Origin of the sequence: Micromonospora sp. NPDC051296 (genome assembly GCF_040682255.1) — a bacterium.
GTDB classification, from domain to species: Bacteria; Actinomycetota; Actinomycetes; order Mycobacteriales; family Micromonosporaceae; genus Micromonospora; species Micromonospora craterilacus.
In genome coordinates, this window is the sequence record NZ_JBFBAO010000002.1 from 1 (window position 1) to 19,426 (window position 19,426).

The 19,426-nt window shown below is 68.3% G+C and carries 19 protein-coding genes and 1 pseudogene; 13 read left to right on the forward strand and 7 right to left on the reverse strand.

Going from position 1 to position 19,426, the window contains the following annotated elements; genetic code table 11:
- On the reverse strand, positions 1-439 hold a 439-nt coding region (locus AB0M52_RS00285; protein ID WP_363946695.1), incomplete at its 3' end, for a hypothetical protein.
- A 299-nt stretch (positions 440-738) separates the two neighbouring features.
- On the opposite strand from AB0M52_RS00285, the gene AB0M52_RS00290 reads away from it, so the two are divergent.
- The 4 genes from AB0M52_RS00290 to AB0M52_RS00305 all read left to right on the forward strand — a co-directional run bounded on the left by AB0M52_RS00290 (position 739) and on the right by AB0M52_RS00305 (position 3,651).
- Positions 739-2,124, forward strand: a complete 1,386-nt coding sequence (locus AB0M52_RS00290) for a hypothetical protein (RefSeq protein ID WP_363946697.1) — start codon at positions 739-741, stop codon at positions 2,122-2,124.
- On the forward strand, positions 2,121-2,684 hold the full coding sequence (locus AB0M52_RS00295; RefSeq protein ID WP_363946699.1) for a GNAT family N-acetyltransferase: 564 nt from the start codon (positions 2,121-2,123) through the stop codon (positions 2,682-2,684). The genes AB0M52_RS00290 and AB0M52_RS00295 overlap by 4 nt, the downstream gene beginning before the upstream one ends.
- A 140-nt stretch (positions 2,685-2,824) precedes the next feature.
- Complete coding sequence (locus AB0M52_RS00300) at positions 2,825-3,130, forward strand: hypothetical protein (protein ID WP_363946701.1); 306 nt, start codon at positions 2,825-2,827, stop codon at positions 3,128-3,130.
- A complete protein-coding gene (locus AB0M52_RS00305; RefSeq protein ID WP_363946704.1) occupies positions 3,127-3,651 on the forward strand; it encodes a flavoprotein in 525 nt (174 codons plus the stop codon). The genes AB0M52_RS00300 and AB0M52_RS00305 overlap by 4 nt, the downstream gene beginning before the upstream one ends.
- A 23-nt stretch (positions 3,652-3,674) precedes the next feature.
- Here the strand turns inward: AB0M52_RS00305 and AB0M52_RS00310 are convergent, their stop codons facing one another.
- Positions 3,675-4,757, reverse strand: coding sequence for a hypothetical protein (locus tag AB0M52_RS00310; RefSeq protein ID WP_363946707.1), 1,083 nt, complete (start codon positions 4,755-4,757; stop codon positions 3,675-3,677).
- Between the two features lie 447 nt (positions 4,758-5,204).
- Between AB0M52_RS00310 and AB0M52_RS00315 the strand changes: the two genes are divergently transcribed.
- A complete protein-coding gene (locus tag AB0M52_RS00315; RefSeq protein WP_363946709.1) occupies positions 5,205-8,279 on the forward strand; it encodes a DUF3427 domain-containing protein in 3,075 nt (1,024 codons plus the stop codon).
- A gap of 54 nt (positions 8,280-8,333) precedes the next feature.
- Here AB0M52_RS00315 and AB0M52_RS00320 read toward each other — a convergent pair whose 3' ends face one another.
- The gene (locus AB0M52_RS00320; RefSeq protein WP_363946712.1) at positions 8,334-8,540 is read right to left on the reverse strand and encodes a hypothetical protein; all 207 of its coding nucleotides are present in this window, start codon (positions 8,538-8,540) and stop codon (positions 8,334-8,336) included.
- A gap of 52 nt (positions 8,541-8,592) precedes the next feature.
- Here AB0M52_RS00320 and AB0M52_RS00325 point away from each other — a divergent pair.
- The 3 genes and pseudogenes from AB0M52_RS00325 to AB0M52_RS00335 all read left to right on the forward strand — a co-directional run bounded on the left by AB0M52_RS00325 (position 8,593) and on the right by AB0M52_RS00335 (position 12,486).
- Positions 8,593-9,487 (forward strand): annotated as a pseudogene (locus AB0M52_RS00325) (phosphorothioated DNA-binding restriction endonuclease).
- Between the two features lie 270 nt (positions 9,488-9,757).
- On the forward strand, positions 9,758-11,917 hold the full coding sequence (locus tag AB0M52_RS00330; protein ID WP_363946714.1) for a choice-of-anchor J domain-containing protein: 2,160 nt from the start codon (positions 9,758-9,760) through the stop codon (positions 11,915-11,917).
- A 215-nt stretch (positions 11,918-12,132) separates the two neighbouring features.
- Positions 12,133-12,486 (forward strand): nitroreductase/quinone reductase family protein, encoded by a 354-nt coding sequence (locus tag AB0M52_RS00335; protein ID WP_363946716.1) that lies wholly within the window; start codon positions 12,133-12,135, stop codon positions 12,484-12,486.
- Positions 12,487-12,540: 54 nt separating this feature from the next.
- On the opposite strand, the gene AB0M52_RS00340 is transcribed toward AB0M52_RS00335, so the two are convergent.
- Positions 12,541-13,338, reverse strand: coding sequence for a hypothetical protein (locus AB0M52_RS00340; RefSeq protein ID WP_363946718.1), 798 nt, complete (start codon positions 13,336-13,338; stop codon positions 12,541-12,543).
- Positions 13,335-14,219 carry a hypothetical protein gene (locus tag AB0M52_RS00345; protein ID WP_363946721.1) on the reverse strand — a complete coding sequence of 295 codons (885 nt, stop codon included), beginning with the start codon at positions 14,217-14,219 and terminating at the stop codon, positions 13,335-13,337. The genes AB0M52_RS00340 and AB0M52_RS00345 overlap by 4 nt, the downstream gene beginning before the upstream one ends.
- A 225-nt stretch (positions 14,220-14,444) precedes the next feature.
- Between AB0M52_RS00345 and AB0M52_RS00350 the strand changes: the two genes are divergently transcribed.
- From AB0M52_RS00350 to AB0M52_RS00365, 4 genes are all read left to right on the forward strand, one after another.
- The gene (locus AB0M52_RS00350) at positions 14,445-14,888 is read left to right on the forward strand and encodes a macro domain-containing protein (RefSeq protein ID WP_363946723.1); all 444 of its coding nucleotides are present in this window, start codon (positions 14,445-14,447) and stop codon (positions 14,886-14,888) included.
- Positions 14,889-14,905: 17 nt separating this feature from the next.
- Positions 14,906-15,340 carry a VOC family protein gene (locus AB0M52_RS00355; RefSeq protein WP_363946725.1) on the forward strand — a complete coding sequence of 145 codons (435 nt, stop codon included), beginning with the start codon at positions 14,906-14,908 and terminating at the stop codon, positions 15,338-15,340.
- Positions 15,341-15,503: 163 nt separating this feature from the next.
- Positions 15,504-16,253: a DivIVA domain-containing protein gene (locus AB0M52_RS00360; RefSeq protein ID WP_363946727.1), complete on the forward strand. Its 750-nt coding sequence runs from the start codon at positions 15,504-15,506 to the stop codon at positions 16,251-16,253.
- A 238-nt stretch (positions 16,254-16,491) separates the two neighbouring features.
- Positions 16,492-17,130 carry a hypothetical protein gene (locus AB0M52_RS00365; protein ID WP_363946729.1) on the forward strand — a complete coding sequence of 213 codons (639 nt, stop codon included), beginning with the start codon at positions 16,492-16,494 and terminating at the stop codon, positions 17,128-17,130.
- A 9-nt stretch (positions 17,131-17,139) separates the two neighbouring features.
- Here AB0M52_RS00365 and AB0M52_RS00370 read toward each other — a convergent pair whose 3' ends face one another.
- Positions 17,140-18,369, reverse strand: coding sequence for a multidrug effflux MFS transporter (locus AB0M52_RS00370; RefSeq protein ID WP_363946731.1), 1,230 nt, complete (start codon positions 18,367-18,369; stop codon positions 17,140-17,142).
- An 80-nt stretch (positions 18,370-18,449) separates the two neighbouring features.
- On the opposite strand from AB0M52_RS00370, the gene AB0M52_RS00375 reads away from it, so the two are divergent.
- Positions 18,450-18,893: a MarR family transcriptional regulator gene (locus AB0M52_RS00375; protein WP_363946733.1), complete on the forward strand. Its 444-nt coding sequence runs from the start codon at positions 18,450-18,452 to the stop codon at positions 18,891-18,893.
- Positions 18,894-19,030: 137 nt separating this feature from the next.
- Here AB0M52_RS00375 and AB0M52_RS00380 read toward each other — a convergent pair whose 3' ends face one another.
- Entirely contained in the window at positions 19,031-19,411 is a 381-nt protein-coding gene (locus AB0M52_RS00380) for a YciI family protein (protein WP_363946736.1), read from the reverse strand.
- Between the last annotated feature and the right edge of the window lie 15 nt (positions 19,412-19,426).

Genomic DNA, 19,426 nt, shown 5'->3' on the forward strand with positions numbered 1-19,426 from the left:
GCGTCGACATCCCCACCGGCGTGGTGACCACCCTGCTCGGCGCCGCCATCCTCATCTGGCTGGCCCGCCGGCACCGCGACGCCGGCCCCACCCGCGAGATCGGCACGCCGAGCGGCTCGGGCTCCATGCGCCCACCTTCCTCCGACGGCGGGTCTGGCTGATGATGGATGAACTGGCCAGCGATGCGCTGGCAGAAGTTGGCGTACTCCCGAGTGTGCAGGAGGAACGCGTGCCAGCCGATGTCCACCAGGTCGCTCGGGCCGAGCGGCTCGGTGGCGGTGGCGCAGGCGGCAAGGAAGGCGAGCGCCTGATCCATGATCCTGGCCGGGAGGTCGGCGGCCAGCTCGGGGTGGTCGCGGGCGATGCGGGCGGTCAGCTGGGCGAACAGCTCATCGGAGACGAGCGCCCGGCCGGCGCTGACCCGGTCGATGGTGAGCATCCTGCTCCTTCCGTCAGCGGTGCGTTGCCTTGCATGCAGGCTGCGCACCACCGACCGCCGACCGCATGACGCTGCGAGAATCGTCGATATGCGCGGCGCGTATACCGCGAGCCCGCAGAACGGTTTGAATGGATAGGCTCGACTGAGCACCATCGACACAGCCCCCGCGAATGGCGAGGTTGCCGGTGACACGTGCGAACTGCCCCCGCTGCGGGGGACGCCTTGCCCGCGACAACGACAGCGGACGCTGCGCGCCCTGCCAGGCCGCCGAACGCGACCGCCTGAGCAGCCCGCCCGCGGTGCCGGCGAGCTTCTGGGAGCACGAGCCGGTACGCCAGGCGCTCGCGGAGCGGCACCTCGGGCGGGTGATCCGGGCGTACCGGTATCACCCGTACCACGGGCGGAATCCCCTGCCGCAGACCGTGGTGGCGGGCTGGCTGGGGATCACGCAGGCGCAGCTCAGCCGCGTCGAAAACGGGCCACCACTGGTACACCTGGACCGGCTCTCGCATTGGGCGACACTGCTGAAGATCCCCGAGCCTCAGCTCTGGTTCAGCCTGCCCTCAAGAACGCCGACGAAGCAGACACAGCACATCGCAGTCGAGCTTTTGGCCGGTGCACCTCAAGGGATCGACCTCTCGGGCGGGCTGCCAACTACCCTGGAGGCGACTCCCCATGAAGGAGGTGGCACCACGGACCGTCGGCAGTTCACTGCGCTGGCTGCTCTCGCCGGCTTCGGGGGAAACAGCCTGTTCGACGCGTTGATGATGGCTGACCGAAAGGCCGAAGTCGTCGGCATGGAACATGTTCGTTTCGCTGGCTCGCTGGTCGAACGATTCAGGCAGGCCGACGCCGCACTCGGAGCAGATGAGTTGTGTGATGTGGCGATGGGCGTCCACACCCGCCTCTCTACCTGGGCAGCCAGGTCCCAATACAGCCGAGGGCTCGGCGAAGCCCTTCAGTCCGCGTTGGCCGACCTCGCCAATCAGGTCGCTTGGCTAGCGATAGACGGAGAACGCCGCCAGCAAGCGCGCCCCTACCTTAATGACGCCATCACCCGAGCCAGGATCGCAGACGACCCACGCGAGGAGGTCCGCGCACTGGCTTGTCTGTCGCTGCTGGTCCGCGAAGATCACCCATCTGAGTCACTGCACTGCGCCGAAGCCGCACTGCGCGCGTCCAGAGGTTGGGCGACCGCCAGGCTGAGGACGTTGTTGCGGTTACGGACAGCCCATGCCTACGCACAGCTGAACGATGTGGGCGGCTTTGACCGGGAGATGACAAAGGCGCGTCACGAATTCGATCATGGCCCGCACGAGGATGACCTGCCGTTCCTTCAATTCGTTACCGCCCAGGAGCTGACCGGCATCCAGGGGCTGTCTTGCCTTGCCCTCGGCAGGGCGGCGCGTGCTGTGGAGTCATTCCGGGCCATCAGCAGCGGCCCGCGGGCCGGCCACCGCCGCAACCAGGTGTACTACACAGTACGGCTTGCCGAGGCCGAGTACCGATGCGGCGACATCCACTCGGCGGCGCAGACGGGGCTGCGGGCACTGCCAGAGGTAAGGGCAATCAGCTCAGGGCGGACTATGCGGCATTTCGCTCAGGTCAAGTCGCACCTGGATCGCGAGCGCTCTGCTTCGGCCCGCGAGTTTGTTGACGCACACGGCAGGGCATTCCAGAGATGAGCGACGACCGGGCGCTAAGGCAGTACAACGCCGAAACGGCATTCGTTTTGATCGGCGACTTGGTCGAGGTCTATCTCGACGCCCATGCGGCAGACGGAGCGTTCTACAACGAAGACCGCTATCGCCGCCAGCTTGCCGGGCACATGAACGTTCCCGGCTGGACGTTGGTCACCGCTCAGGTCCGCGGACGCCTGGTCGGCTATGCCTACGGATTCCCGTTGCCCGAGAAGACTCGCTGGTGGGAAGGCATCCAGGGCAGTATCCCCCCAGGTTTCACCAACGAGGACGGTCATCGAACCTTCGCCCTGAGCGAGCTGCTCGTACGTCCGGATCGGCAGCGCCAGGGAATCGCGCGAGCGCTGCACGACGAGCTAATCGGCAGTCGGCCCGAGCCACGGATGACTCTTCTCACCCGTCCCGACAACGCGCCTGCTCAGTCGGCGTACATGTCGTGGGGCTGGCAGAAGATCACCCAGCTCCGCCCCGCTTGGGAAGACGCGCCGATCTTCGACGTCTTCTTACGCGATGCGCCGATGACAGACGGGCCAATGCCGTCATGACCAAGGCCGCTGCGGCGCGTCAGCGGCCTACTCCGCGACCGCGATGGCCGGGACCCCGAGCAGCGCATACGCCACACCGCGAGGACCCCGCCGATCAGACACCCGGGCCAACGCCCGTGATACACGGAGTCTCTGCGGCGGTGCTGTCAGGACAGGCAGACCGGGCCATCGAGCTGGGCACCTGGCTCGACGCCTCGCGTATGCCGGCGGTACTGGTCGGACGCCGAGCACCGGTCCACGTGGACTTGGCGGAAGCCGTCATGATCTCGTCCAACGACAGATCAAATTCGGTGCTGTACCTCCTCGAAGCCGAGCGGATCGCCGCCGAGGTGGTGCACGCCAACGTCCAGGCCCGCACGCTGCTGCTCGACCTGATAGCCAAGGAGCGCCGAGCAGTGACACCGGGGCTACGACCGCTGGCGGAGCGCGCCGGGCTGCTGGCATGACGGACCGCAAGGTTCTCACACTGGTCGCCTGCGCCGCACCACCGGTACTGCGGATCAGCGAGCTGATCGGCCGGCTTCAGCAAGACGGCTGGATCGTCTGCCTCACCACCACGCCCACCGCCGCCACCTGGATCGACCGGAAAGCCCTCGCGCAGCAGACTGGCTATCCGGTCCGAGTCGAGTGGCGGATGCCTGGTGATCCTGAGCCACATCCACCCGCGACCGCCGTCGCCGTCGTGCCTGCCACGTTCAACGTCATCAACAAGTGGGCGCACGGGATCAACGACACACTCGCGCTCGGCATCCTCAATGAGGCACTCGGCGCCGACATCCCGGTCCACGCGTTTCCAAGCGTCAAGGATCAGCTCGCCGCCCACCCAAGCTACGACCGACACCTGCAGACCCTCCGATATGCGGGCGTTATTGTCACGCCGCTGCGGACCGAACCGCGCTGGGAGCCGGTCGTGGCCCAGCTTTGGGCCGCTTACGCTTCCGCCACGCTACCCGTCGTTGACGGGTAGCTGTCGGACGTCCACGCTCATGGCTACTTGTAAACAGCGCGTCGGTTGCCACCGTGATGTGAGCAGGACCCAGATCGCCCGCCGGACATGCTGACCATGCCGTCGTTGCACTGAATCATGTAGCCCTTTCCGTTAGAGAAATTGCCAATGCACTTGAAGTACAAGCAGACGCCGGAGGCCGGCGAGTAGATGTATGAGCCACCGCAGAAGTTGTAGCCGTACGGGTTCTGTGGAGCACCGCAGAGATCGGCCTGCTTGGGCGCTGGCGACGCCGTCGTCGGCTTCGGCTTCGCCTTTGGTGTAGGACTCTGGGTCGGCGGCGGCTTCACCGCGGCCTTGGTCGGTACCGCCGAAGCCTTGGTCGGCGTTGCCGAAGCCTTGGTCGGTGACGGCGACGGCGACGCCTTGGTCGGCGGCGCTGACGTCGAAGGAGTGGGCGCCGGAGTCGCCGAGTTCGCTGTTCTGTCTGCGCTCACACTGGGCACCGGCAGGCCATCGGCCTGAGCGCTCGCCGCCAGCGACGTCGGCGAGGTCGGCGAAGTGGAGGCGCCGATGGCCTGAAGCACTCCGCCGAAGGCGCAAAGCGCGAATAGGAGCGTCGCCACGATGCTCGCTCTTCCACCTGGAACACGTGCTGTCGCCGGAGCATTGGCCGGAGTAGCGAGTGCGGGCGGCACGGGCTGCGCGCTCCGGTGTTGTGCAAGCAATCCATCAAGGTGGGCGATCAAGAGAGGCCGTTGCTCACGAGCGTCGGCCAGAGCCAGCGCCAGATTGAAGCGAAAGCCAGGCGCGCTAGCGGACGGAAGATAGAGCCCGGAGATCCGCTGTCGGTTGACGACGTGCATGAGCGAGGAGGGCGAGCTGCGGTCATGGAGCAACCCGGCCAATTTGGCGTAGGCCCATTCGCGTTTGCCTCTGGCACCAAGAAAGATCACCCGACGGTCCGTCAGCACAACGGTGCCAGCGTCAATGGTATTGAAACCCTGCGGCAACGGACGTCCGAGACCCTCGGCCGGGACCGCGACTAGGTCGGGCGTAACCGCCGGCAAGGAGGTGAACCCTGGCGCCTCGATCATCTGCGCGGCGGGGACGGTGTGATAAACCACCTCACCTCGGCGAAGATCAACGAAAACACCCGCTGGTGCGTGCGCTAGCCCCCTGAAGTGCGCTGCTGCCGCGCGCATGCTTGAGAGATCGTCGTTCCGCCGGCCCCAAGCGTGAGCTGCCGTCCGGTGAAAATTCTGCCGCTTGGCATTCTCCCGATCTGCCCAGCGCGTGCGCCAGCTTGCACCTGTATCTGGACTCTCCGCCATCAGCACCCTTCCTGAAGCTGCCACACGTCCCGCGATCGTGACGGCTCTTCGCACAATGCCGTAATCGCAGCAAACAGAGATCCCTCAATATGGCCCTGATGACAACTGAAGGTTCCGCCCGCCGGTCATCATCAGACGAGGTCCCATCAATCGGACGGATGGGCTTGCCCACCACTCGTAGCGCGGGCCCAAGCTAGCCAGGGGCAGCGCGGACAGCCCGACTCCTGGTTAGCTCGTTACGTGGCGAATCTTGACCATGGCATCTACGAGCACGTTTTCACGCGCAAGCTCTCGGCCCGGCTTCGTCAGATCGATTCCGCTCTGGTCCAACAGGGCAAGCTTGACCCGGCCGATGCACCGACCGTTCTCGCTCGTCACGTGGCCGCGCTCGCCCACCGCGCGCTCAAAGCCGTGCCTAGTAGCCATGACCAGCTTGCGCGTCAAATCGAGCTGACAAATCAGATCGCCGCGGGCATCACAGCCATCGACCCCGCTGCGGTTGGCGCCGATGATCAGATCACTGACGCTGCGCACCTACTGCACGCCATCGCGACGCCGCCCACACCGCCCAACGGACCTTCGTTTCCAATCCGCCCTTCTACTCCACTCTCGGCCGGCGCGCTACTTGTCAACGGGCGTCATCAGCCACGTATCGGCCACGAGGTCGCGTACGAGCTGGCCTCGGCCGACTCCGTTGACCTGCTTTGTGCGTTCATCAAGTGGTACGGCCTGCGGCTCATCGAACCTGCCATCTGCGACTTAATCCGCCGAGGTGGGCGCCTGCGCGTCATCACCACCACCTACCTCGGCGCCACCGACCAACGCGCCCTCGACCGCCTTGCCGAGTTGGGTGCCGAGATCAAGGTCTCCTACGAGACCAGGACCACCCGCCTACACGCCAAGGCCTGGCTGTTTCGCCGCAACAACGCCATGACCACCGCGTACGTCGGTTCCTCGAATCTGTCGAAAGCAGCGCTGGTCGACGGGCTGGAGTGGAACGTCCGCATCTCGAATGTCGAGCAGCCGCACGTCATCGACACGTTCACCGCCACGTTCGAGGACTACTGGAACGATCCGGCGTTCGAAAGTTACGACCCCAGCAGGGACGCCGACCGGCTAGACGCGGCGCTGGGCGGAGAACGCGGGGACCAGGGATACACCGAGATCTCGAACCTGGAAGTGCGGCCGTACGGATACCAACGGGAGGTCCTAGACGACCTGGCCGCCGAGCGGGAGGTGCACGGCCGCTGGCGGAACCTGGTGGTGATGGCCACCGGCACCGGCAAGACGGTGGTAGCGGCCCTGGACTACCGCCAGCTCTACAAGGCCGGACAGGTCGACTCGCTGCTGTTCGTCGCGCATCAGGAACAGATCCTGCGACAGAGCCGGTCAACCTTCCGGCAGGTGATGGGCGATGGCAGCTTCGGCGAGACGTTGGTCGCCGGGGACAGGCCGAAGCAATGGCGCCATGTCTTCGCCTCGATCCAGTCGCTACACCGGCAGGAGATCGACCCCGAGCAGTTCGACATGGTGATCGTGGACGAGTTCCACCACGCCGAGGCGAAGACGTACGCCCGCCTGCTCAACCGGCTCACGCCGCGCGTACTCCTGGGGCTTACCGCGACCCCCGACCGGGCCGACGGCGGCGACGTGCGGCGGTGGTTCGGCGGGCATGCGGCCGTGGAGCTGCATCTACGGGAGGCGCTGGACCGGCAGTTGTTGGCACCCTTCCACTACTTCGGGCTGCACGATGACGTGGACCTGTCACATCTTGAGTGGAAGCGCGGGCAGGGCTACGACCAGTCAGAATTGGGGAACCTCTATACCGGCAATCAGGCCCGGGCGCGGTTGGTGCTGCGGGCCGCCCAAAGGCTCGTTGACGTCGGGCGGATGCAGGCCCTCGGATTCTGCGTAAGCATCGGGCATGCGGAGTTCATGGCGGAGTGGTTCACCCAGCAGGGCGTGCCGTCGGCGGCCGTGACGTCGGAGGTCGATCGACCGGAGCAACACGCCCTAATCCGGGACTTCAAGGCCGGTAGGCTGCGCGTTCTCTTCACCGTCGACCTGTTCAACGAGGGCGTTGACCTGCCGATGGTCGACACGATCTTCCTGCTGCGACCCACCGAGAGCGCCACGATCTTCCTTCAGCAGCTCGGCCGTGGCCTGCGTCTAGACGACGACAAGCCCTGCCTGACGGTGCTCGACTTCATTGGCGGGCAGCACGCCAACTTCCGGTTCGACCTCCGCTGGCGGGCGCTGACCGGGGTCAGCCGCCGCCAGGTGTACGACGCGGTCGCGCAGGATTTCCCGACGCTGCCGAGTGGTTGCCACATCGAGCTGGACCGGGTCGCCAAGGAGGTCGTGCTCCGCAACCTGGACCGGGCGGTCCCGTCCTCGAAGAACAGCATGGTGGCCGAGCTACGGCAGCTCGGTGACGTGACCCTGGCGGAGTTCCTGCGGGACACCGGCCTGGAGGTCGAGGACGTGTATCGCTCGGCGTCGCTGGGCGGCTGGGCCGGGCTACGCCGGCTCGCTGGGGTGGAAGCGTCGACGCCGGGGACGGACGACCGGGAGTTGGGGCGGGCGATCGGCCGGATGCTGCACACCGACGACCTCGACCGGTTGGCGCTTTGGGAGCAGGTGGCGACCGGCGAGCCCGTGCCCGATGGGCGGCTGCTGGACATGCTGCACTTCAGCCTGTGGGCGCCGAACGTGCCGCTGTCCCAGCGAGACGAGCGGCTGACGCGGCTACGTGCCGAGCCAGCCCGGTGCACCGAGCTGCGGCAGGTCGCGGAGGTGCTACGGGAGCGGATCCACCGGGTCACCGAGCCGGTCCGGCTGGGCCAGGTGCCGCTTCGGGTGCACGCCCGGTACAGCCGCAACGAGGCCTGTGCGGCGTTCGGCATGCCGAACCCGGGGTCGCTGCGCGAGGGCGTGAAGTGGTTGGAGTCCGAGCAGGCGGACATCTTCTTCGTCACCCTGGTCAAGTCCGAGCAGCATTACTCCCCGACCACGATGTACGCGGACCGGGCGATCACCGAGACGCTGTTCCAATGGGAGTCGCAGAGCACCACATCGTCGGCCTCACCGACCGGTCAACGCTACATCGACCATGCGAAGCGGGGGTCGACGGTGCATCTGTTCGTCCGGGAGACGAAGGTCGCCGAGCGTGACCTGGGCGTGCCGCCGTACCTGTACGCCGGGCCGATGACATACCACTCGCACACCGGCAACCGGCCCATACGCATCGTGTGGGAGCTGGCGCATCCGTTGCCCGCCGACGTGTACGCCGCAGCCCGCGCCATCGCCGCGTAGTGCCCGTAGAGAAGGTTGTCTGGTGGCCGTCTCCGCCACCAGACAATGCCCTGCTTACGCCCGAAAACCGTCCGGGTGCCAGTGGTGCTCGTAGACCTGGACTGTGTTGCCGTCCTGCTCGAACGCATGCGCCAGCCGGTAGCCGCGGGCGTACATGTCGTTTAGGTGCTTCTGCCAAGTCTGCATGCGAATGGAGCCCTTGTTGACCTCTGTCAGATAGTGGAATTCGGGCTGAGAACAGTTCATCTGGGGAGCTTTCACGTGTGCTTCTTAGCGAACCACCACGCCCAAGGTCAACATGGGAGATCGCCGAATGACCCAGGAAGACGCAGTGTTGCACCGGCTGGCTTCCCTTCGCCTGCACCAGCAGCGCGGCCGTCGGGCGCCGCACAAGCCACTCCTCGTGCTACTGGCACTCGGACGCATCGCCGAGAGCGGATCAAGTCAGCTGCCCTGGTCCGAGACGCAGGAGCGACTCAGTGACCTGATCACGGACTTCGGGCCGCCGTCGAGGACGGGGCGCGCGCAGAGTGCGGCCTACCCGTTCACCCGCCTGCGCAGCGACGGCGTCTGGACGTTGAACCGGGACGTACCGATGGATCTTGTCGGGCCGCTCGCCACGCACAACGTCGTCGGACGCCTTGAACCAGCAACCGAGTCAGTCCTACGGCGCAGCCCGGAGGTGCTCCGGCAGGTCGCCCGTACGTTGGTGGAGCAGAACTTTCCTGCCACCGTCACACCAGACGTGCTGACCGCGGTGGGGCCTCGACCCCGACGACATCCTGCAAGCTCCTACCGCCGCGCAGCCCTCCGCCCGGCGGCGCGACCCCGCCTGGCGAGCGGCGATCCTACGGGCCTGGGACCGACAGTGCGCCTGTGGTTACGACGGGCAGCTCGGCTATGCCTCAGCCGGCGTCGATGCAGCACACATCCAATGGTGGACCTTCGACGGACCGGACACTGCGGACAACGGCCTGGCACTCTGCGTCTTGCACCACAAGCTGTTCGATCTGGGCGCGCTCGGGCTCGGCGCCGACCTATGCATCGACGTGTCACACGCCTTCACCGCCCGCACCCCAGCCGGCCGCCGCGTGTACGACCTGCACGGGCGGGCCCTACAGCCTCGCCCCGGCACCGCGCTCCCCGCGGCCGAACACATCTCCTGGCACCGACGAGAGGTGTTCAAGGGTGATGCCCTAGCGGTGTAGAGGCTGCCCCACATGCTGTGGCGCCACATGATTCATCGTCGCGCGAGCCTCCGAAGTCGACCGCATCACTTTGACCGATCGATCGTGTCAAGGCTTGATTGATCGATGGTCTTGTGCGAAAGATACGAGGGCGCTCGATCAGCGTGCGTAGATCCGGGGCACCTGGGTCGCCCAGGAGCCGGGCGGGTCTTCCAGCTAGGAGGAGGTTCCGTGGCACGACGCCGCTTTGCGGGGATAGCTGCCAGCGCCATTGTCCTACCATTACTCTACGTGATCGCCCAGCCGGCTCCGGCGTCGGCCGCTCCGGCCCCGGTGGCGGCGAAGCCCGCTCCGGTGCCGGCCACCGTGGCCGCGACCGACGTCCGCGAGCTGACCCGGAAAGACTTCACCTTCAACGGTAAGCCCGTCGAGGCGCCGACTCAGTACCAGCCGCGCGCGCAGGCCCGGACGGCACAGGCCGCCGCTGAGACGCCGCCGGTCGGCACCGTACGCCAGTGGCTCGCGCTCGACGACTACCTCGGTGTGATCTACCTGAAGCCGTACACGCTGCGCGGCGTGGGCGACAACATCGAGGTGTGGGTCGCCAACGACACCGAGTTCCCGGTGGGCGACTGCCGCCGGCAGATTCCGAACTCGACGGTGGTTACGGACGCACAGGTCGCGCACCTGGTCAACGAGTTCGACACCAACATGTACCCGAAGTCCACCGCCGCGTTCAGCACCCCGCCGGAGCGGGACGGCAGCAACGCCGCCCTCGCTGGCGACTACACCGGTGCCGGCAACCGGACGGTCACGCTGGTCGACAACGTACGGGACGACAACTTCTACGACTTCCCGGCCGCACCGACCTACATCGCCGGGTTCCACTTCTCGCTCTTCAACGAGCTGCTCGATCGCAACATCATGACGATCGACGCGTTCGACTGGGCGCACCGTACCGGCGCGAACCCGCCGAATGAGCCCACGAACGACCTGTGCACCAGCCGGCCGGCTCGCCCCAACCTGTACGAGGGCACGTTCATCCACGAGTGGCAGCACCTGGCGCACTACTACGCCGACCCGTTCGAGAGCGTCTGGCTCAATGAGGGCCTCTCCGACTTCGCCCAGACCCTCGGCGGCTACGTCGACGCTACGGCCCGGGTCGACCAGCCCGGCACGGACAGCCACATCTACTGCTTCCAGGGCTTCGGCATCGTCCAGACGGATTACAACACCAACCCGCGGGACTGCGGCGGCCCGGAGAACTCGATCAACCTCTGGAACGAGGGGGGCAACCCGAGCGCCGTACTCGCCGACTACGGCAACGCGTACTCGCTCTCGCTGTTCCTCTACGACCGGTACGGCCTGGACTTCATCTCCCGGCTGCACCGCGACGGCGATCTGCAGGGGTTGGCCAGCCTCGACGCGGCGCTCAAGGCCAAGGGCGTCAAGGACATGTACGACGTGATCCACGACTACCAGACGATGAACCTGGTCGACCGGATCGTCGGGAACTCGAAGCTCGGCATCATGCTCGGCGTGGACAAGCGCCGGGTCACCACGCCCAGCCTCAACGCCACGGTGAACCTGGCCAACCCGGCCTCGTACGCGACCCCGGGCGCGGCACCGAACGGCGCCGACTACGTCCAGTTGCGGAAGGCGAACGGCACCCCGCTGAGCCGGGGCGACCTGCGCTCGGTCAAGTTCCAGGGCGCCAAGACGCTGCCGGCGATCCCGCTGGCCTGGAAGACGGTGACCGACGACCCGGACCGCCCGGGCAACTCGGTGCTCTGGTCCGGCAACGGCAACAGCCTCGACGTCGCCGCCGTCACCTCGGTGAACGTGCCGGCCGGCAACCCGACGCTGAGCTTCCTCGCGAAGTACGGCGCCGAGGCCGGCTACGACTACGGCTACGTCAGCGTCTCCACCGACGGCGGCAAGAGCTACACCGCCATCCCGGGTGACAAGACCGTCGCCGGTCCGTTCGGCCCGGCGCTGAACGGCACCACCGCCGGCTTCGAGCCGCACACGTTCGACCTGTCGGCGTACGCCGGCCAGAGCGTGCTGCTCAGCTTCCGGTACGTCAGCGACGGCGGCGTCAACGAGGGTGGCCTGCTGGTCGACGACATCACCGTCGGCGGCACGCTGGTCAGCGACGGGTCGAGCCTCGCCCCGTTCGACTCGCCCTCCGAGATCTCCCCGACCCCGGTGGCGAACTGGAACGTCCGGTTCGTCGGCATCGACGAGAAGACCAACCGGGCCTGGCAGTTCGAGGTCGACGGCAAGTCGAGCTTCACCCTCGGCGTGGCCCAGACGGCGATCCTGAAGACCTTCCCCAAGGTGGTCGCCATCGTCGCGTACGACGAGCCGACCGAGCAGGTGACGCAGTACGCGCCGTACACGTTGACGGTGAACAACGTCGTGCAGCCCGGCGGCGCGCCGCTGAGCTGATCGACGCCTGACGAGAACTCCCGGTGCCGCGGGCTGCGGCACCGGGAGTTCTGTCTGGGCCGACCTACGGCCGGTGTCCGACCGGTCGGCGGCGCCATCGCCGCATGGTCGGCAACCGCCCGTACCGGTGAAGGTGCCGGAACCCGCAGCGAGCGCCCGCGCCGATCCATAGCCTGGCGGAGAGGACATGGGCCGGGGAGCTGTCGGAGGACGTCATGACGAACGCGATCGGTGACGCGCTTCAGGGCGTACGCGAGGTCGAGCTGACCGTGACCGGCCGGAAGACCGGGCGGCAGATCTCGCGCCCGGTGTGGTTCGTGCTGGACGAGGACAGCGTCTTCCTGGTCCCGGTGACCGGCTCGGACAGCGAGTGGTACAAGAACGTCCGGCAGACGCCGATGGTCCAGCTGGCCGCCAACGGCACGGCGTTGAGTTCGGGCGCCACCCCGATCACCGACGCCGACCGGGTCGACCACGTCGTGGCGATGTTCCGCGACAAGTACGGTGCGGAGCAGTTCGCCTCGTACTACCCCAAGCACAACGTCGCCGTCCAGGTCCCACTCGGGTAGTTCCCAGCCCGCCGACCTTGCCATCGCCGCCTACGCCGTCGCGACGATGGATGGTCAGACCGCTCCGACGATCCGCCGAACCAGCGCCTGCATACGGGTGCGGTCGGCGACGCGCGCGGACATCTGGGTTAGTCCCGCAGCGCCGGGTGTACCGAAGAAGCGATGCAATATCTCGGCGGCTTGGCGTCCGGTGGCCCGGCTCGGCCAGTCCGTAGCGCGTAGCCCGGACGCGTGGGCCGCATGCAGGAGTCGCCAGAGGTCGATCGCGTCCTTCGCGGCGAAGCGTCCACGATAAGCAAGCGCTTTGAGACACAGCGCGGATGTCACGTCGGGAAGCGCAAGCCGCACGTTCAGCTCTTCAGCACTGGTGAGGCGAACTTTGACGTCCAGCACCTCGGGAGGACGGTGCAGGGCAAGCACGAGTCCCGGCACCTCGTCGACCACGAGTTCACCGTGACGCTGATTGGGCACCAACGCGCCACGATACGAGGGCGCCAGAATGTCGATGACGAGGCTGAGGTCGCCGTGCGCGTCCGTGACCTCCCGGGCAAACCTGTTGGCGGCTTCGCGAGGTCGATAACCACGGTCGAGCAGTGCGGCCGGCAGACGGGGGTCGGAAATCACGGTCGGGAGCGCCGCGAAGTCGGCATCCGCCGTCTCCCGCAGCGGCACCTGCTCGGTGACGTTGTGGAGCGCGACGAGCAGGGTGACCATGTGGCCGCCGACGATTCGGTAGTCCGCACCAAGGGCGGCGGCGATCTTCGCCAGATCGGCGAGCGTACGGAAGCCGGCGTCGGCGGCCCGGCTGGTCGATGCCACGAAGACAGGGCTTGGTTCTGCCGGGTCGGTCATGCTGCGCGCTCCTGCTCGTGTCGACGGCGTAGCACTTGCCGTACCCGTTCTGCGGCTTCCTCGCTATCGGCGCCGGGGGCCCGCGTGACGTCCCACAGGATCTGGAGCGGGTCCGCGAGCGGCAGCGCGTTGCCCCGCGTCTGAGGGGCGGTGGGCCAGAGCCCCGGATCCTGCGGCACCGTCAACTCGATCGTCGCCTCCTCCGTCCCGGCGGGCACGAAGTCGGCTTCGGCAAGGTCCACCCCGTCGGCGGCGTAAACGACGGCCCGCGCGGGCACCCGCCAAGGGGCGAGAAGGTCGGCGGCCACGTCGCCGGAGACCGCGACGGGTTGCACCCCGGCCGCAGCGAGAAGGCTGGCGATTCTCGCGGCCTGTTCGACGACCGGGCTGAGGCCGTACCAGTAGGTGGTGATCCCACCTGGTCCCGGGTAACTCGCCAGCCACCAGTCGATCGCGGCATCGACGTTCGGCAACGTCCATCCATTCCGGGCACGCCGCACGACGTCGATGTCGGCGAGCGCGGACAGGACCTGTGAGACCCGCGGCTGGGAGACCGCGGCGAGCGCGGCCAACTCGCGTTGGGTGGCGTGTGGTTGCTGGATCATCCGGCGGACGAGGGTGAAGGCACCCCACGGCACCCGGCCACGCCTGGCGGGCCTGGCGGAAGCCGGCGCTGGAGGCGGCAACACGATCCGGGTGTCGTCGATGTGCAGCACCCCGGCGACATGCTGCCCGATGTCGACCAACCATGAGCCGCCGCTCGCCTCGATCGCTGCCCGGACGGCGGCTGTGGCCGTCGGAACGATGATCAGGCAGGGTTCCGGATGGCGGCCCGCAACGGCGACGATGTCGCTGGGGCTCAGCGGCGTCGGGGATGCCACGACGGCCAGAGTGGCACGAACGTCGGCGTAGCCCAGTTCCACGCGATCGTCTCCACGCGGGACGAGCGCGACCCCGGCGTCGATCAAGGCCTGCCACACAGACGCCGATATAAGCATTACCGGACCTCCTCAGATAATACTTATACACCCTGTTCGGTGCTTCGGCGGCAACAGACGAACAAGACGGTGTCCTACCCCATTGCTATCCATGACATCGTGATCGAGATGCGGAGTGGGGACCTGCTCGACGCAGACACCAACGCCCTCGTCAATGCCGTCAACACCGTCGGCGTCATGGGCAAGGGCATAGCACTGGCCTTCCGGCACGCCCATCCCGGGAACTACGCCGCCTACCGCGCCGCCTGCGCTGCCGGCAAGGTCCGGGTCGGGCGCATGTTCGTGTACGACTCGGGGCGACCGGGCCGCCACCGCTACGTCATCAACTTCCCGACGAAGAGCCACTGGCGCTCCCGGTCGCGGCTGGCCGATGTCGCGGCTGGCCTGCCCGACCTGGTCCGGATCCTGCGGGAGCACCGGATCACTTCGGTGGCCGTGCCGGCCCTGGGCTGCGGCAACGGCGGCCTGGACTGGGCCGACGTACGGCCACTCATCGAGACCGCCCTCGCCGACCTACCCGACGTACGGGTGTATCTCTACGCCCCCGCGTGACGGGCTAGGTTGCCGGGATGGAGCAGCGCATCAGCCTGATCACGCTCGGGGTGACCGACCTCGCCCGGTCCCGTACGTTCTACGAACAGCTCGGCTGGCGGGGCCAGGAGGTCGAGCAGACGGTGTTCTTCCAGGCCGGCGGCATCGCCGTGGTGCTGTGGGCGCGGGAGTCGCTGGCCGCGGACGCCGGTGTCGACGCCCGCGGCACCGGTGGATTCGGCGGGATCTCGCTGGCGCACAACGTACGCGAGCGCGACGAGGTGGATCAGGTGCTGGCCGCAGCGGCCGAGGCGGGGGCGGTGGTCACCCGGCCGGCGCGGGAGACCTCCTACGGCGGGTACGCGGGCTACTTCTCCGACCCGGACGGGCACTCCTGGGAGATCGCCTGGAACCCCGGTTTCCCCCTGGCAGCCGACGGCTCGATCACTGTCCCCGACTTCGGCACCGCCTGATCCGAGAGGGGAAAGCCGGGGCCGGGGCCACGACCATTACCGCCCCGCACCAGCCGAAGGTGAGAACTTCTCCGGTGGCGGGCGTGGTTGATCACGGGAACGCATCGCTTGTGCCGTCATGGCATGCTGACCTGGGCTGACCCCCAGGGATCGAGGCATCGGCATGAAGCTGCGCAGACGCCAACCGCGGCTGGTGAACCGCCTCATCCTCGTGACGATCGGTGCGGTCGTGCTGCGGATTATTGCTCCCTCTCCGACCCTGACGTGGGTTCTCGGCGGCATCGTGCTGTTGACCCTCGGCGTGCTCGTCGCCGACAGACTCAGGCCGTTCCGGTTTCACATCGGAGCCGACGGGCTGGACCTGCGGGTCGCCGGGCTCAACCGGCTGGTGCCGTGGGCCGAGATCGACGCGGTCATTCTCGACCAGCCGGCGGCTGGCGGCAGTGGGAGCCGATCCCCGTCGTTGCTGATGGTGCCGGCCACCGGATCAGCCATCGATCCTCCGCTCACCGGCCGGAGCCCGGTCGACAATCGGCCAGCCCTGACACTCCTCGACCTCGACCGAATTCAACAGCCCGCGGACGAGGTGGCGGCCGCCCTGGCCCGCTTCGGCGGGAGCCGCTTCGCGGATGTCCGGCAACCCGGCCGAGCAGGGTTCGACGAGCCGCTCTTCGAGGTTGCGTTACGCGGGTACAACACAAACCAGGTGGATGAGCTGGTCCAGCGGTGCGAGGACGCACTCGCCTCGGGCCGGGCGTCGCAGCGCCATGAGGTCAAGGCAGAGCTCGACCGGGCACGTGGCGATCTGCTCCTCGGACTGCGCGGATATGACCGCAGACAGGTGGACCGGTACCTGGAGCGGGTTTCGGTTGAACTGGCCAGCTGGGATGACGAGGGCATCAAGCCGGCATGAGTGCCAGGCGCGGGCCGCGGCCAAGGTGAGACGAAAGACCAACGATCCGGTCGGGACGTTCGGTTGATCACGGCAGCGCATCGCCTGTGCCACCATGCAAGGCCTCCCATGGCAGGCCACAAGGGATCGGGGTACCGGCATGAAGCTGCGCAGGAGCCGTCAGCCACTGTGGAATGGTCTGACAATCGTCGCGCTCGGACCGTTACTGTTGATCTACCTCATTCCCCCGTCGTCCACCGTGAGGTGGGTCCTCGGCGGCCTCTGGCTGCTGGCGGCCGGCGCGTTCGTCGCCTACCAACTCAGGCCGTTCCGGTTCCACATCGGGGCCGACGGGCTGGACCTGCGGGTCGCCGGGCTCAACCGGCTGGTGCCGTGGGCCGAGATCGAGACCGTCATCCTTGGCCAGCCGCTACCGTCGGGCGGCAGGAAGCGGAAACCGGCGTCGTTGTTGCTGGTGCCGGCCGTCGCCTCGACCATCGACCGTCCGCTCACCGGTCGGAGCCCGATCGACGATCGGCCGGCCCTGGTGCTCGTCAGCCTCGACCACATCCAACAGCCGGCGGACGAGGTGGCAGCCGCCCTGACCCGCTTCGGGGGGAGCCGGTTCACCGATGTCCGGCCGCAACCGCCGGAGAGCTCCGCCGCCCTTCCGGACCCGGAGCTCCTGAGCCGGTTGGCCGACCTGACCTCGCGGTTCCACAAGGCGGTCGAATCGGGCGAGGCGTCGCAGCGCCTGGCGGTCAAGGCAGAGGTCGACGCGGCACTCGCGAGACTGCCCGAGGTGCCGGCCGGGAGTGACCAGCCACGGTTGGACGAGCTTCTGAAGTCGATGTCGGAGATCCTGGGTGAGGAGGACGAGGGCGCCAAGCCCGCCTGAGCGCCACGGTCAGCGCGAGCGGGTGCGGGCCAGGGTGAGCACCACCAGCAGCGAGGCGGCCGCCGCGCCGCTGACCACCACGGCCATCGGCACCGCGCTGCCCTCCCCGCCGAGCCCGACCAGCGGCGCGGCACCGGCCGCGACCACGGCCTGGATGCCGCCGAGCAGGGCTGCCGCGGTGCCGGCGCGCGCGGCGTGCCGGTCGAGGGCGAGGGCGGTGCCGTTCGGCATCACCATGCCCAGGGATCCGACGAAGGCGAACAGCGCGACGATGACCAGGGGCAGGGCCCCGAGCATGGCCCCGGCGAGCACGCCGAGGGCGGCGAGCAGTCCGATGCCGAGGGCACTGAGCAGCAGCGGCCGGGGGTCGTGCCGGTCCAGCAGCCGGGCGTTGAGCTGGCCGACGGCGACGAAGGCGAGGGCGTTGACCCCGAAGACGAGGCTGAACGTGCCGGCGGAGAGGCCGAAGACGTCCTGGAGGACGAACGAGGAACCGGAGAGGTAGGCGAACAGTCCGGCGAAGGCGAGGCCCTGGGTCAGCGCGTACCCGAGGTAGACGCGGTCGGCGAGCAGGGCGCGGCCGGCGGCGGCGGTCGCGGCCAGGCCGCCGGTGTTGCGTCTCGCGGCGGGCAGGGTCTCGGGGAGTCGCCACGCGGCGGCGGTGGCGAGCAGGGCGCCGATGACGGCCAGAGCGACGAAGACGGTACGCCAGTCGCCGACGCGCAGCACCAGGCTGCCGAAGGCGGGGGCGGCCATCGGGGCGATGCCGAAGACCAGGGCCAGCCGGGAGAAGTACTTCGCGGCGGCCCGTCCGGCGTAGAGATCGCGGACGACGGCACGGGCGACCACGGTGCCCATGCCGCCGGCGAAACCCTGGGCGAACCGGGCCGCGGCGAGGGTCTCCGCGGACGGGGCGAGCGCGCAGACCAGCGACAGCAGGGTGTACGCGGCGACGCCGACCAGCACCGGCAGGCGCCGGCCCCAGCGGTCGCTGAGCGGGCCGGTGACGAGTTGACCGAGGGCCATGCCGACCAGGCAGCTGGTCAGGGAGAGCTGGATCTGCGCCTGGCTGGTGGCCAGGTCGCGGGTCATCTCGGGGAACGCCGGCAGGTAGGTGTCCAGCGACAGCGGCCCGATCGCGGTGAGGGCGCCGAGCAGCACCAGCAGCCCGACGGCGGCCCGGCCGGTGGGTGCGGCGATCCGGCCCGGCGGGCGTACGGGCGCGGCGGTCTGCGGCATCGGCGGTCCCCTCGGCGGTCGGCTGCGCCCGGTTACGATAGCTCTGCTAACAGAGGTATTGCTGCGGGAAGGGTCGCACTGTGACGGACGAGACGCTCGCCCAACTCGGCGCCGCCCTGGGCGACCTGCACCGGGTGCTGCGGCGTACGGCCAGCCAGCGGGCGGGCCGGGTGGCCCTGCCGGACGCGCAGGTGGAGGTGCTGCGGCTGGTGCAGCGGCAGCCCGGGATCAGCGTCCGGGAGGCCGCCGAGCGCCTCGGCACCGCCGCGAACACGGTGAGCACCCTGGTCGGCGAGTTGACCGCCGCCGGCCTGCTGAGCCGGGACCGGGATCCGGCCGACCGGCGTACCGTCCGGTTGGGGTTGACCGACGCGGCGCGGGAGCGGATCGCCGCCTACGGGCAGCACCGCCGCGACCTGCTCGCCGCCGCGCTGGTCGGCCTCGACCGGGCGGACCGGGAACGGCTGCTCGCCGCCGTGCCGGCCCTGTCCCGCCTGGCCGCCCTCGCCGCCGAGCAACGCTGAACGCCGGCCCACGAACCCGCCGCGCAACGCCGAACGGCGGCAGCTGAACCCGCCGCGCAGTGCTGAACGGCGGCCCGCGAACGCGCCGCGCGCCGCCGACAGCGGGGTCGGCGGCGCGCGGTGAGGGTGGGTGGTGATCAGGAGGCCGGTGCCACGTCTTCCCACTCGGTGACCCGGCGGACGTCGACCTCCACGTCGACGCCGGTCTCGGCGAAGAGGTCGGCGAACCGCCGGCCCCACTCCATGGCCTCCGCCTTGTCGCGGACCTGCATCAGCGCGAACCCGGCGATCAGTTCCTTGGTCTCGGCGAACGGCCCGTCGGTCACCGTCGACTTGCCGCCGGTGACGGTGATCCGGCCGGCGTCCACGCTGCTCGGCCGCAGCCCCTCCCCGGAGAGCAGGACACCCGACTTGTTCGCCTCCTCCATGAAGGCGCCCATCCGAGCGAGGAAGTCGGGCGTCGGCTGCCACAGCTCGGGCTTGGTGTCGTCCAGCTTGTGCATGAGCATGAAGCGCATCGATCTTGTCCTTTC